The following is a 12767-nucleotide window of genomic DNA, read 5'->3' on the forward strand; positions in this document are numbered from 1 at the left end:
GCCCCGAGCGTCGGGGCGGCGTGTCGTGCACCCACAGCGAGGGGTGGGGGGTGTCAGGGGAGCGGGCGGATCCGCACGTCGCGGAAGGACACGACGTCGGGCGCCGAGCCGTGCGCCTGCAGGCCGACGTACCCGGTCAGGCCGCGGCTGCTCGAGTCCGGGTCGTTCGGGCGGCCGGGGAAGGGCAGGCCGGGCAGGTTCTCGAACTCGTTGATCACCACCCCGTTGCGGATCACCGTGTAGTGCTGGCCGACGACCCGGATCTCGAGGTCGTTCCAGGTGCCCTTCGGCGTCGGCATGGCCTGAGCGAGGTTCAGGTCGGCGAAGCCGTAGATCGACCCGGTCTTGCGGGGGTCGTTGGACCCCGTCTCGGGCGAGTCGTTGATCTGGATCTCGTGACCGCAGTTGACCGCGATCCACGACAGGTTGCCGGTCTCGCTGCCGTTGAACGTCGTCGGGCACCCGTCGACCGGACCCCACAGCTCGGGGAACCGCACCTGCACACCGCTGTTCCCGCGCAGGTCGCCCGGGGCGTCGTCACGGAACTTCAGCCGCAACGAGAAGTCTGCGTACTCCTCGTGCGGGTACCAGAGGGTGCCGAACCCGCCGTCGGCGCCCACCCGGCTGCGGATCGAGCCGTCGTCGACGTAGTCGAACCCGCCGTCGCCGGCGTAGGCCCAGGCCTCGAACGACTCCTCGGTCCCGTCGAAGAGCGGCTCGTACCCCGCGACCGTGCCGACGTCGGACTGCGCGGCGGCCACCGTGAGCCTGCGCGCGTCGCTGCGCGAGAGCTCGTCGTCGGCGACGAGGTCCTTGCTCATGTGCGTCACGTGCGCCACGAACCGTCCGTGGTTCGCCCATGCCCGCTCGTCGTCGAGCACGTCGTTGAGGGTGCAACCACCGGCGAGCGTCGTGTTCTCGACGCCGGTGTCGGCGTCGAGGAAGACCACCGTCGGCCGGGCGTCAGGTGCAGCGCACGTGGGGGCGGCGTCGTCGTGCGAGGTCGGTGGCGCCCCGCAGGCGGGGGCGGCGAGCCCGAAGGTGACGAGGACGGTGGCGGCCGTGACGGACAGCCGTGCGGCCGGGGACCGGGCGGGAAGAGCGAACGACATCTTTGTCTCCTTGGATGGACTGCGGTGCTTTGCACACTAGGCGCTCAACTTCTGACCTGCACGGCACAGAAGTGACGGAGACGGACACGGTGCGGCGAACGGCGGCGGTCGGACGTAGCGTCGAACCATGCTCGAGGACGGACGGCCCGCCGCGCGGGCCGGCTGAGCCCGGCGGTCACCATGGCACCGCGCGCCTACCCCTGGGTGCTCCACGTCGACCTCGACCAGTTCCTGGCGGCGGTCGAGGTCCTGCGCCGCCCGGAGCTCGCCGGCCGGCCGGTGATCGTGGGTGGACGCGGCGACCCGACCGAGCGCGCGGTGGTCTCGACCGCCTCCTACGAGGCGCGCGAGCACGGCGTCCGCTCCGGCATGCCGCTGCGGATCGCGGCGCGCAAGGTCCCGGACGCCGTCCTCCTGCCCGTGGACCACGAGGCCTACACGGAGGTCTCGACGCAGGTCATGGACACGCTCCGTGGCCTCGGCATGCCGGCCGAGGTGCTCGGGTGGGACGAGGCGTTCCTGGGCTACGACGGCGACGACCCGGTGACCGCTGCCCGCCGCGCGCAGGAGGCGGTGCTCGCCGCGACCCGGCTGCACTGCTCCGTCGGCATCGGGGACAACAAGATCCGCGCCAAGACCGCCACCGGGTTCGGCAAGCCTGCCGGCGTCTTCCGGCTCACCGCCGACACGTGGTTCGACGTGATGGGGGAGCGGCCCTGCATCGACCTCTGGGGCGTCGGGTCCAGGGTGTCCCGGCGTCTCGCCACCCACGGCATCACGACGGTCGCCGAGCTCGCCGCGACCGACCCCGGCCTGCTCGTCGGCGAGTTCGGGCCCCGTATGGGTCCCTGGTACGGGGACCTGGGGCACGGTCGAGGCTCCGCGGTCGTCGACGACACCCCGTGGGTGGCGCGCGGGCACAGCCGGGAGACGACCTACCAGCACAACCTCACCACCGCCGAGGAGGTGGCGGCGGCACTGCAGGAGCTCGTCACGCAGGTGCACGCCGACACCGAGGCGGAGGGCCGACCGGTCCTCCGGGTCAGCCTCAAGGTCCGCTACGCGCCGTTCTTCACGCAGACCCGCTCCACGAAGCTCCCCGGCCCCACCCGATCCCGCGAGGAGATCGCCGGGGCGATCCTGGCGCTCGCGGCGGGCATGGAGCCAGGCAGAGAGGTCCGCCTGCTGGGTGTGCGCGCCGAGATGGTCATGCCCGGCGACGGTGGCTCCGCCGAGCACACCCCCGTGCGCGGACGGATCTGAGCGGTCGCGGGTCCTCACGATGCCGTGGCTCGGGCAGCGCCACGGAGTGCGGACCCTCGGACTGCGGGGGGTCGGTGCGCAGCTTGGCAGCCATCCGGTCGAGCAGCGCGGGGATCTCCAGCCCGGCTGGGGCTTCCGCCTCGACCGGGACGGAGGTGCCGACCAGGACGAGTGCGCCGTCGACGACGGTCATCGCGGCCGTGATGCGCCGCGCGTCCGCACCGCCGGGGCCGGGCTCGACGGCGGTGAACCCGGCGTAGCCGTGGACGCCGGCGGCGGGGTCGCGGTCGCCGTACTCGTCCCACGGAAGGGTCAGCCCGTCCTCGACGGCGCCCGGGTCGTCCCCGACGGCGCGGAGCCGGTCGACCTCGTGCGGCTCAGGCAGAAAAGGGCCCCGAGGGCCGGACTCGGCCAGGAGCCTGGACCGGTAGATGTCGGTGACCGTCTCCACGCCCCGGGGTGTCCGGCCTGCTGTCACCACGCTGGTGAAGACCTGTGCCCGTCCCGCAGCGACCCCGGACGTCCTGAGCTCGCCGTGTGCCATGCCGGACCGCACCGCGGACTGGAAACCGACGGACGTGAGAAGCCGGAGCGCCGGCATGCGTGGCGGCAGCGGCACGACGTCGTCGGGCAGCCGTTCCTCGTCCCTCGGCTCGAGGCTCCACGACCCGACCCATGCGCGCTCGACCGGCACCTCCCTCGTCGTGCCCTCCGGGAAGTCCTCCACCGTGAGGGCCCAGGGCCCCGGGTCCCACACGAGCAGCTTCGCCTCCCGGTGCCGCTGCCAGGTCGCGCTGACGAGCGGTCCCACCTGCAGGGTGGCGATGAGTGCCAGCACGACGAGAACAGCGGTCGCCGGAACGGCCCAGACGGCGTTCCTCGGGCTCCACGCCGCTGCCCAGAGCTTCGTCACGGTCTTCACGGGGATTCTCCTAGTCGTCGTCCGGCCAGCGACGTGGTGCCGAAGTGGCCGGCGAACGTGTCGCGCATGGTCGTGGAGTCGGGATCGATACGTACCGTCGCGTCGGCGATCTCCTGGGCGGAGGCGCCCTGCTCGACGAGCTCGTCGGCCATCGCGTCCCGGAGCCTCCCGACCGTCCGCTCGCGCAGCTCGTACTCCGCGGCCAGGACCTGCTCGCGCGCCGGACCGACGTGGTCGGTGAGCAGCGACGGCAGGAGCACCCCGCCGCCGGCGGCGGCTGCCGACACCGCGGGACGGGCGCCGATCGTCCCGACGCTCGCCGCCGTGGAGAAGGCACCGATCGTCGCCAGATCCCTGGCCTCCCGGCGCCGGGCGACGGTGATGACGTCGGACGTGGTGGCTCCGGCGACGACCGACACGTCTTTGACCGCGGAGGCCGCGACGGCGTCGGGGTCGCCGTCACCGACCCCCTGCCGCGTCGCCTCGACAGCCATCTGGTCGAGGTACGGGTCCGTCGAGCCCAGCCAGTAGCCGGCGGTGGTGTCGCTCCGCGAGGTCACCCCGATCACCGTGCACAGCGCGACCGGGTCCAGGCGTGGTTGGAGCGTGTCGGACCACGTCGTGGCCGCCGTCGTCGTGTCGGCCAGCGGCACCCGGCCGAGGACCCCGGGGTCCGACGGGCCTGCGTCGGTGCGCAGGTTGTCGTCGAACGACACGAAGTAGGGCTCGTATGCCTGCGCGAGATGGCGGCTCGCCCCGTCGGACACCGTCGTCGGCACGGTGAGCAGGCCACGCCCGGTGACCAACGCCGTCGTCACGTGCGACGCCAGGAGGGCGGCCTGCCGCTGGTGCCCGACCGTGGAGCCGTCGCGGGTCCCACCCGCGACGGCCGCCGCGAAGAGCCCCGTGATCGCGGTGCCGCCGTCGTGCCACCCGTCGAGCGGCGACTGACCGAACCAGGCGTCCACCCGCCGGGCGAGCTCGTCCTCGCCGCCCCGGGCGAAGTACTCCAGAGCAGCCGCAGGACGACCCGACAGACCGTCAGCGATCGCCTCGCTCAGCGGTGCCGCGTCCGCGATCTCGACGTCCGTGGCGCCCAGCCGTCCGCGCCGGTCGGACCACGCGTCCGCCGCGCCGATGAACGTGGCGGACGGCATCGCGGGGGCCAGCAGGAGCGCCGCGAGCCGCGACCGCTCGTCGAGCCCGAGCACGCTCTCGTCGAGGTCGTCGACGACGGCGCGTCCGAAGGCGTGGAGCTCCGGCACGGTGGCGCTCGCGGCCCACGCGGCGGTACCGGTCCGCAGGGCCGACGCCAGCTCGTCGTCGTCCTCGGTCCCGCCGAGGGCGAGGTAGAGCTCGCCGGGCGTCGCTGTCCGCCAGAACGCCGCCCACAGGCCCGGGTCGTCGCCGGCCGCGACCAGGGCGTCCACCAGGTCCTGGCGGGCTGCGGCCCGGGCGTCCCGGCCGGTGGTCGTCGACACCGTGGACAGCAACCCCGCGAGCGCCGTGCCCTGTGGCCACGACGCGCCGAACCGGGCCAGGTCGGTACCTGCGGCGGCAGCGAGCCGCACGACCTCGACCCGGGCGAGGCCCACGAGCGCCACCGCGGCCCGGTGGGAGTCGGCTTCCTTGCCGTCCCGGGCGACACGCCACGCGTGCTCGGCGGCGGCGATCTCGCTCCTGGCCTGGGACGCCCGCTGCCTGGCGTCCCAGGCCATGCGGACCGCGTCCGCCTGCTGGGGGTGCGTCGGGTCCGCGCCGGTGCGCCAGGCGGCGGCCTCGTCGAGCTCGGCGGCCACCAGCTCACGGTGGGCCACGTCGCGGCGGAGGACGGCCCGGAGCGCGGCCTCCTGGTGGTCCGCCAGGTCGCCGGCATGGGCCCGGAGCGCCGAGGCGGCGGCGGACAGCACGTCGCGGGCCAGCTCGGCCTCCGACCGCACGGCGGTGATCGCGGATCGCGCCTCGTCCACCGCGCCGGAGCGCTGACCGGCCAGCGCTCCGGCGACGCGCCCCATCCCGGTACAGGTGTCGGACAGTGCCGAACCTGCCCGGGCGAGGGTGCCGGCCAGGTCCTCCAACCGCGCCGGCGACCCGGTCAGCGCGGTGAGCTCGACGTCGCGCATCACACCTCCCGATCTGCGAGCGGGCCCGCGGCGGGCCCTCGCGCCGGCTCGCCGCGGGCCGAGGACAGCACCATCCGGGCGAGAACGTCCGCCGTGCCGGCGTCGGCGGACTCGTAGACGGCGGCGGCCTGGCGCAGGCCCTCCGCGAGCCCTTCGAGCGCTGACACCAGGCTGCGGTGCACCGGGGCCCACGCGGCGAGGAGATCCTCGATCGCGGCCGCGAGCACCGGCTCACCGGCGGCCTCGGCCGCGCCGTGCGCCGTCACGCGTTCCGTGGTGAGCCCGGCGAGCAGAGCCGCGGTGTCACCGGCACGTCCGCCGGCCGCGGCGAGCTCCGCCGTGTCGATGTCGATGTGCGCCATGTCACGGGACCGTAGCGACGCCGGGGCGACCCGTCCGCACGCCGTCCACAGCCCTGTGGACAACTAGCGCTGCCGGGCCGCCCGTCAGTCCCACCACAGGCGGTACCAGTGGTCGGGTCCGGCACCCGGGCCGTCGTCCTCGCGCAGCCCCCATCCCCACCACGGCGTGACCTCGTGCGGCGGGACGGCGGCGTCGTCCACACCCAGCCCCACCACGAACCGGTAGAGCTCGTCGCACTGGCACCCGGGCCAGTGGTGCTCGCCCACCGCGAACTCGTGGTCGCAGCGCACCAGCACGCCCTCGACGGTGAGGCGCTCGTCGCACCGGCCGGGGCCGACGACGTACCCGTGCGCGCGCAGCCGGTCCGGGTGCGCCACCACCGCGCGCAGCACCGTCCCGATGGTCGGACCGTCGTTCTGCCGTTCGGTGGCGAGGTAGTCGGCCGGGAGGCGTTCCAGCAGGTCAGCAGCCACCTCGGCGTCCAGGTCCACGAACCGGTAGAACGACGACGCCCCCAGGGAGTCGGGCAGCAGCACCGGTTCGAGCGTCCGCTCGAGGCCCGCCCGGAGCATCCAGCCGTGCCGGTCGTCGCACCAGAAGTGGGTGGTGGTGGGGGACTGCGCCGTCTGCTCCTCGAGCTGCCAGGCGGTGGTCAGGTCGACGAGCTCGGGTGACGTGAACCGCCGACGGGGCAGCTCCGGCCGCCCGGACGGGCCGGCACCGAGCGGGGCACCGCGCAAGGCACCGGGCGCGGCGGGGTCGGCGGGCTGGTCGGACGGGACGGCGGGTGCGGGCACGGGATCCTCCACGGGTCGGTCGAGCGACGGACGACCGCCACCCTGCCGCCCTGCCGCCCATCGCCGTCGTGCGGGGACCGGAGCCTGTGGAAACCTGGGAAGGGTGGTCACCCGTGATGCGTTGCGCCACGGGAGAACGACCGTGACAACGAGCCCAGGAAGGCGCATCCTCGACACTGATGAGCGACACCACCATGCGGCCAGAGCCGCGCACCTACCCGCAGACCCCGACCGCCGAGCCGGTCAGCGACGAGCTCCTGGTGGTCCACCTCAAGCGTGACGGCGGGGTCCGGCACGAGTACTTCCGGCCTCCGGAGCTGGTGCGGCACGAGGTGGCCGACGGCGTCCTCGCGGTCACCCTCGCCGCGGACGGCGACACCCCCCAGCGCACCCGGCACTTCCCGCTGGCGGAGATCGCCGAGTACGTCCTGGAGGCCCCCAGCGCCGCCTACGAGGAGGCGTTCGACGCCTGGACGCAGAGCACGTTCGGCGTCGACGCCGACACCTACCGTTCGATGCGCGACACGTCCAAGGGCGTGACGATGGCGGAGAACATGCGCCGGCAGATCGCCGAAGGCCTGGGGGTGGACCCCGACGCGGTGCACTTCGGTGGCTCGTTCACCATCGACGACGACGAGGACTGGGAAGGCTCGCCCGACGACGAGTAGCGATGAGTTCGTGGCCGCCCACCCGTCTACCGGCCATGACCACCGAGACCCGCACCCTGGACGTGCCAGGCGCCGTCCTGACCTTCGACATCCACACGCCGGAGCGTGACGGCGGGTGCCCGCCGCTGTTCGTCCTCGGCAACCCGATGGAGGCGGACGGCTTCTCCCAGCTCGTCGCCGAGATCGGCGACCGGACGGTCCTGACGTACGACCCGCGCGGCACCGCCCGATCCGTCCTCGAGCCGGACGGCGGCACGCGCGTCGAGGACCACGCGGCCGACCTGCACGCCGTGGTGCAGGCGGCCGGCGTCGGCCCGCTCGACGCCCTCGGGTCGTCCGGGGGCGGTGTCACCGGGCTCGCCTGGGCGGCCGCGTACCCCGAGGACGTGCACTGCCTCGTGGCGCACGAGCCGCCGCTGACCTCGTTGCTCGAGGACCGGGACGTCGCCGTGCAGGCCCAGGCGGACATCGTCCGGACCTACGAGGAGTCGGGGTTCGGCCCGGCGATGGCCAAGTTCCTCCGGCTGGTCTTCGCCACGGAGCCGTTCACCGAGGCCTTCCTCGACCAGCCCGACCCGGACCCGGCCGAGTACGGGATGCCCCCGGGGGACGACGGCCGCCGCGACGACCTCATGCTGGGCAAGATGCTGACCGTGATGCCGCTGTGGGAGCCGCCGCTCGACGAGGTGCGCGCCCTGGTCCGCGACGGCCGCCTGCGGGTGCTGCCCGCCGTCGGTGCGGCCTCCCCGCCCGGCGCGCTCGCCTCTCGCGGTGCCACCGCGCTCGCCACGGCGCTGGGCTCGCGGCCGGTGGTCTTCCCGGGCGACCACGGCGGCTTCGCGAAGAACGAGTGGTCCCCGGACAACGACCCGGGGGCGTTCTGGGTGCGCCTGCGCGAGGTCCTCGCCTGCTGATCGGGCCGGGCCGGTCGGCCCGATCAGCAGCCGGCCCGGCCGGCCCGATGAGCAGGCGTGCTCAGCTCCGCCAGGTGTCGTCGAGCGCGAGCGACCCGTCGGCGCCGACGGTCGCGGTCCGGTTGCCGCCGGACTCCCAATCGACGTCCCCGCCGTCGACCTTGACGTACTTGTACTCGAACGAGGCGCCGGCGGGCAGGTCGACCGTGCCGGTCCACACCGGGTAGCCGTCGGCGGAGAGCACGACGCCGGAGGCCGGGTCCCAGGAGCCGAGCTCGGGCCGGCTGCCCACGATGCGCACGTCCTGGCCCCACGTCGTGGTCGCCTCGACCGCGACGTCGACGTCGCCCTGGGGGGTGACGCTGCCCGGGCCGGACGTCGCGCCGACGTGCAGCGCCAGCGCACCGTAGGCCGGCACCGTCGCGGTGAACGTGCCGTCGCCCGCCACCGTGCGGGTCACCGAGCAGTCGGCGGCGGCGACGACGTCGCAGTACTCCCCGGCCGGCAGGTCGGTGGCGTACGTGCGGGTCACGTCCCAGGAGTTGTTGTTGATCGTCACGTACCCGGCCGAGCCGCGGCCGTACGCGACGTGGTTGCCGCCGTCGTCCCACCACCGCGTCACGCTCGCCGAGCCGACGGTGTTGTGGAAGCCGACCATGCCCTGGACCTCCGTCCAGCGCTGCTCGCAGGTCCACGCCCCGGAGGAGCACTCGGCGTCGGGCACGCTGTCGGAGGTGGCGCCGGGGGCGCCGGCGTCGTAGTCGGAGAACGTGTACCCGGAGTAGACGGTGGGCGACCCGTACGGCCACGAGAGCAGGAAGACGTTGGCGAGCGTGTACTTCGCACCCCACTGGTAGCTCATGGACTCGCCGTTGCGCTCGGTGTCGTGGTTGGAGACGAAGACGCCGGCGCGGTCGGACGGCAGCTTGCCGTCACCGACGTACCGCAGGCTCGCGATGTTCGCGTCGAAGGCGTGCTTGAGCTCGCGGGCGTAGTCGAACTCGTGGGAGTCGCCGCTGCCGAGGTACTCGGACGGCTGGACGGGTTCGCCGGCGGCGCCGATGACCTCGTGCACCCAGTAGACGTCGGAGTGGTCCATGGCGGCCTTGATGGCCTCGAGGTCCGCCGCGGGGACGTGCTTGGCGGCGTCGATGCGGAACCCGGCCACGCCGAGGGAGACGAGGTCGTCGAGGTAGGCCGCGATCGTCTCCCGGACGTACGTGGACGAGGTGCGCAGGTCCTGCAGCGCGACGAGGCGGCAGTGCTGGACCTCCCAGCGGTCCTGGTAGTTGCTGATGTCGGAGCGGCAGTCGTTGAAGTCCCACCCCGAGTACATCGGGAAGCTGTCCTCGGCGTAGGGCGACCCCGCGACGCCGTACCCGGCGGAGTCCGCGCCGGCCATGTGGTTGACGACGGCGTCGGCGATGACCTCGACGCCGGCGGCGTTGCAGGTCGAGACCATCGCCGCGAACTCGGCGCGGGTGCCGAGCTTCGACTCGATCTGGTAGCTGACCGGCTGGTAGGAGGTCCACCAGGCGTCGCCGGGGACGTGCTCGGCGGGCGGGGAGACCTGCACGTAGCCGAACCCGGCCGGGCCGATCTCGGACGTGCACTCGGCGGCGACGGCGTCCCACGTCCACTGGAACAGGTTGAGGATGACGTCCTTGCCGTCGTTCGGCGGGGTCTGGGCCTGCGCGCCGGGTGGCGCGACGCCGAGCACGAGTGCGAGTGCTGCGGCGACGGTGGTGGCGAGCGTGGCGAGCGGTGCTCTGCCGGGGCGCTTGCCGGGGTGGACGTCCTGGTGGGCGGTGCGCATCGTTGCGGCTCCCTCGGTCGACCGCGCGCCAGTGCGCGGTTGCGGGCGTTTGCTGCAACCTTACAGAAACGTGCAGATGGACGCCAGAGCGCGCCGCGGGACCGATGCGGGATCATGGCGCACGGAACCTGGCCGAACCGAAGTGGAAGGTGGCCCCGAGCATGACCTCGATCGTGGTCGTCGGCTCCGTCAACGCCGACCTCGTCGCCCGCGTCCCCACCCACCCCGCGCCGGGCGAGACGGTGCTCGCCGACAGCATGACCGTGCTGCCCGGTGGCAAGGGCGCCAACCAGGCGGTGGTCGCGGCACGCCTCGGCGGCGACGTGGCGCTGGTGGGCGCCGTCGGCACCGACGCCTTCGCCGCCGCAGCGCTCCCCGGGCTGCGGCGCGCCGGGGTGGACCTCACCGCCGTCGCGACGGTCCCCGGACCCACCGGCGTCGCCCTGGTCTCGGTGGACGACGACGGCGAGAACGTCATCGTCGTCGTCCCCGGTGCGAACGGTTCGGTCGACGCGGCCGCGGTGCAGCGGCACGCCCGGCTCGTGGCGGGCGCCGCCGTCGTCGTCGTCCAGGGCGAGATCCCCACCGCGGGGACCGAGGCCGCAGCCCGCGCCGCCACGGGGCGCGTGCTGCTCAACCTCGCGCCGGTGGTCCCCGTGGTCCGTGAGGTGCTGGCGCTCGCCGACCCGCTCGTCGTCAACGCCGGCGAGGCCTGGCGGCTGCTCACCGAGGCGGGGCGGGCCGTGCCCGAGGGCGAACCCTTCGGCGTCGTCGAGCGCCTGCGCGAGCTCGGGCCACGGTCCGTGGTGCTCACCCTCGGCGGTGCGGGCGCGGTCGCCCTCGACGGGGACGACGACGCCGGCCCGGTCGTCGTGCCGGCGCCCACGGTCGACGTCGTGGACACCACGGGCGCCGGCGACGCGTTCGTCGGGGCGCTGGCCTGGCGGCTCGCCCAGGGCGACGGCCTCGCGGACGCGGTGCGCACCGCCGTGCGGGTCGGAGCGTTCTCCGTCACGACCCACGGGGCGCAGCCGTCGTTCCCGACGGCCGACGACGAGCTGCCGGTGTGACCCTCAGCCGCCCTGCGTGACGCTGCCGTCGGCCAGGTCCACCAGGTGGTCCTCCTCGACGTCGTCCCGGGTCAGGATCGAGATGCTCCAGCGTGCCTGGCTGCCGTCGGCGTCGAGGTCGGCGTCCTCCAGGGTGCCGCCCGACTGCCCGACGACCCGCTGGATCGCCTCGGCCAGGCCCACCGTCGCGCCGTCCAGGGCGTCGCGGTCCTCGGAGTCCAGGTCGTCCTCCGCGGTGGCGAGCACCTCCGTGCCGGCGCCGTCCACCGTGACCTCGACCGTGCCGCCGTCCACCGCCACGTCGACCTCCCAGGACGTGGCCGCGTCGTCGTCGTCGATCGCGAAGGCGGTCCCGCCGGCCTCGGACTCCGCGGTCGCCAGGGCCGCGAGCGCCGTCGTGGTCCGGTCGCCGATCCCCTCGGCCGCAGCTTCGTCCCCGGAGCCGGAGCCGTCGGACGCGTCGGCGGCGCCGTCATCGCCGTCGCCCTCGGCGGCGTCGTCGCTCTCGTCGGCCGGTGCGTCGGTGGCCCGTCCGTCGTCCGTGGGTGCGGCGGGGGCGGTGCTGCCGTCGGTGGAGGCGTCGTCGGGCGCGTCGTCCGAGCAGGCGGCGAGCGTCAGGCCGAGCGTCAGGGCGATGGCGGCGAGCCCGGCGGTGCGGGCGGTGCGGTGCGTCATGGGTCCATCCTGACGGTTCGGTGCGGGTGGGTGGGGGAGCGGCGTGCTCGTCGGTGATGTCGGTGATACTGGAGGCATGGCGTCCGCCACGAAGTCGTTGGAGCAGCTGCGCGCCCGGGTCGGCGATGCCCTCTTCCTGAAGGTCGCCGGCCCTGACGGTCATGCCGCGCGCGACCGTATCCACCTCACGCCCGGTCCTCGCTGGTTCGTGGCCGGGAGCCCCGTCCGGCGGGTCCACGCGGACGCCGCGACGTTCGTGGGCGGGCTGCGCGCGCTGCTCCTGCAGTCCCTGCACCCGCTGGCCATGGCGGGCGTCGCGGGGCACTCCGGGTTCCGCGGCGACCCGTGGGGGCGGCTCGCCCGCACCTCGACGTTCCTGGCCACGACGACGTTCGCGACGGCCGACGACGCCCGGGAGATGGTCGACCGGGTGCGCGCGGTGCACGAGCGGGTGCGGGGCAAGGCGCCCGACGGGCGCCCGTACCGCGCGAGCGACCCGCACCTGCTCTCGTGGGTGCACGCCGCCGAGGCGGACTCGTTCCTGACCGCCCACCAACGCTACGGCGAGCGGCGGCTGACGCCGGCCGAGGCCGACGAGTACGTGGCCCAGTCGGGACGCGTGGCCCGGGCGCTGGGGGCCCAGGACGTGCCGCAGACCGTGGCGGAGCTGGCCGCGGTCCTCGAGAGCTTCCGGCCCGAGCTCGAGGCGACGCCCGCGGCGCTCGACACCGCGCACTTCCTCCTGCGGGAGCCGCCGCTGCCCCGCGCGGTCCGCCCGCCCTACCGGTTGCTCGCGGCGGGGGCCGTGTCCCTGCTGCCCGCCTGGGCGCGCGACGAGCTGCAGGTCGACACCTGGTTCGCCCGCACCTGCGGGGGCCCGGCCGGGGCGCTCGCCGTCCGGGGCATCCGCTGGGGTCTCGGCCCTGCCGAGAGCAGAGACCGCCACGGCGAACCGGTGTGACCATCGGCGCGCCGGACGCCACCGGTGCGCACCGTCCACCTGCTGTTCACCCCGGCGCCTCCGGACCGCCATCCGGGCGACGC

12 protein-coding genes are annotated in these 12767 nt (G+C 74.4%); 5 read left to right on the forward strand and 7 right to left on the reverse strand.

The window, feature by feature from the left end; translation table 11 throughout:
* Positions 1–53: 53 nt before the first annotated feature.
* A complete protein-coding gene (locus MWU57_RS15930) occupies positions 54–1112 on the reverse strand; it encodes a DUF1080 domain-containing protein (RefSeq protein WP_246910507.1) in 1059 nt (352 codons plus the stop codon).
* A 180-nt stretch (positions 1113–1292) separates the two neighbouring features.
* Between MWU57_RS15930 and MWU57_RS15935 the strand changes: the two genes are divergently transcribed.
* On the forward strand, positions 1293–2375 hold the full coding sequence (locus tag MWU57_RS15935) for a DNA polymerase IV (protein WP_246910509.1): 1083 nt from the start codon (positions 1293–1295) through the stop codon (positions 2373–2375).
* Here the strand turns inward: MWU57_RS15935 and MWU57_RS15940 are convergent.
* The 4 genes from MWU57_RS15940 to MWU57_RS15955 form a co-directional block, all read right to left on the reverse strand.
* Complete coding sequence (locus MWU57_RS15940; protein WP_246910511.1) at positions 2320–3297, reverse strand: hypothetical protein; 978 nt, start codon at positions 3295–3297, stop codon at positions 2320–2322. The two genes, MWU57_RS15935 and MWU57_RS15940, sit on opposite strands and share 56 nt — an antisense overlap.
* A complete protein-coding gene (locus tag MWU57_RS15945; protein ID WP_246910513.1) occupies positions 3294–5420 on the reverse strand; it encodes a hypothetical protein in 2127 nt (708 codons plus the stop codon). The genes MWU57_RS15940 and MWU57_RS15945 overlap by 4 nt, the downstream gene beginning before the upstream one ends.
* Positions 5420–5782, reverse strand: coding sequence for a hypothetical protein (locus MWU57_RS15950; RefSeq protein WP_106264273.1), 363 nt, complete (start codon positions 5780–5782; stop codon positions 5420–5422). The genes MWU57_RS15945 and MWU57_RS15950 overlap by 1 nt, the downstream gene beginning before the upstream one ends.
* Before the next feature lie 84 nt (positions 5783–5866).
* Entirely contained in the window at positions 5867–6580 is a 714-nt protein-coding gene (locus MWU57_RS15955; protein ID WP_246910515.1) for a hypothetical protein, read from the reverse strand.
* A 179-nt stretch (positions 6581–6759) separates the two neighbouring features.
* On the opposite strand from MWU57_RS15955, the gene MWU57_RS15960 reads away from it, so the two are divergent.
* Positions 6760–7248: a hypothetical protein gene (locus MWU57_RS15960; RefSeq protein ID WP_106264277.1), complete on the forward strand. Its 489-nt coding sequence runs from the start codon at positions 6760–6762 to the stop codon at positions 7246–7248.
* A 35-nt stretch (positions 7249–7283) separates the two neighbouring features.
* On the forward strand, positions 7284–8162 hold the full coding sequence (locus MWU57_RS15965) for an alpha/beta fold hydrolase (protein WP_246910517.1): 879 nt from the start codon (positions 7284–7286) through the stop codon (positions 8160–8162).
* A 61-nt stretch (positions 8163–8223) separates the two neighbouring features.
* Here the strand turns inward: MWU57_RS15965 and MWU57_RS15970 are convergent, their stop codons facing one another.
* On the reverse strand, positions 8224–9978 hold the full coding sequence (locus tag MWU57_RS15970) for a carbohydrate-binding module family 20 domain-containing protein (protein WP_246910519.1): 1755 nt from the start codon (positions 9976–9978) through the stop codon (positions 8224–8226).
* Between the two features lie 161 nt (positions 9979–10139).
* Here MWU57_RS15970 and MWU57_RS15975 point away from each other — a divergent pair, with 161 nt between their 5' ends.
* Entirely contained in the window at positions 10140–11048 is a 909-nt protein-coding gene (locus MWU57_RS15975) for a ribokinase (protein ID WP_106264282.1), read from the forward strand.
* 3 nt (positions 11049–11051) lie between these two features.
* On the opposite strand, the gene MWU57_RS15980 is transcribed toward MWU57_RS15975, so the two are convergent.
* Positions 11052–11723, reverse strand: a complete 672-nt coding sequence (locus MWU57_RS15980; RefSeq protein ID WP_246910521.1) for a PepSY domain-containing protein — start codon at positions 11721–11723, stop codon at positions 11052–11054.
* A 76-nt stretch (positions 11724–11799) separates the two neighbouring features.
* On the opposite strand from MWU57_RS15980, the gene MWU57_RS15985 reads away from it, so the two are divergent.
* Complete coding sequence (locus MWU57_RS15985; protein ID WP_246910523.1) at positions 11800–12684, forward strand: oxygenase MpaB family protein; 885 nt, start codon at positions 11800–11802, stop codon at positions 12682–12684.
* Positions 12685–12767: the final 83 nt, after the last annotated feature.

The sequence above is a fragment of the Isoptericola sp. S6320L genome (assembly GCF_023015685.1).
In the GTDB taxonomy this organism is placed as follows: Bacteria; Actinomycetota; Actinomycetes; order Actinomycetales; family Cellulomonadaceae; genus Isoptericola; species Isoptericola halotolerans_A.

Bases quoted from the DNA above. Each gene is read 5' to 3' on its own strand.
- MWU57_RS15970 (WP_246910519.1), bottom strand. From the start codon at position 9,978: ATGCGCACCGCCCACCAGGACGTCCACCCCGGCAAGCGCCCCGGCAGA.
- MWU57_RS15985 (WP_246910523.1), top strand. From the start codon at position 11,800: ATGGCGTCCGCCACGAAGTCGTTGGAGCAGCTGCGCGCCCGGGTCGGC.
- MWU57_RS15935 (WP_246910509.1), top strand. From the start codon at position 1,293: ATGGCACCGCGCGCCTACCCCTGGGTGCTCCACGTCGACCTCGACCAG.
- MWU57_RS15950 (WP_106264273.1), bottom strand. From the start codon at position 5,782: ATGGCGCACATCGACATCGACACGGCGGAGCTCGCCGCGGCCGGCGGA.
- MWU57_RS15980 (WP_246910521.1), bottom strand. From the start codon at position 11,723: ATGACGCACCGCACCGCCCGCACCGCCGGGCTCGCCGCCATCGCCCTG.
- MWU57_RS15930 (WP_246910507.1), bottom strand. From the start codon at position 1,112: ATGTCGTTCGCTCTTCCCGCCCGGTCCCCGGCCGCACGGCTGTCCGTC.
- MWU57_RS15945 (WP_246910513.1), bottom strand. From the start codon at position 5,420: ATGCGCGACGTCGAGCTCACCGCGCTGACCGGGTCGCCGGCGCGGTTG.
- MWU57_RS15965 (WP_246910517.1), top strand. From the start codon at position 7,284: ATGACCACCGAGACCCGCACCCTGGACGTGCCAGGCGCCGTCCTGACC.
- MWU57_RS15960 (WP_106264277.1), top strand. From the start codon at position 6,760: ATGAGCGACACCACCATGCGGCCAGAGCCGCGCACCTACCCGCAGACC.
- MWU57_RS15975 (WP_106264282.1), top strand. From the start codon at position 10,140: ATGACCTCGATCGTGGTCGTCGGCTCCGTCAACGCCGACCTCGTCGCC.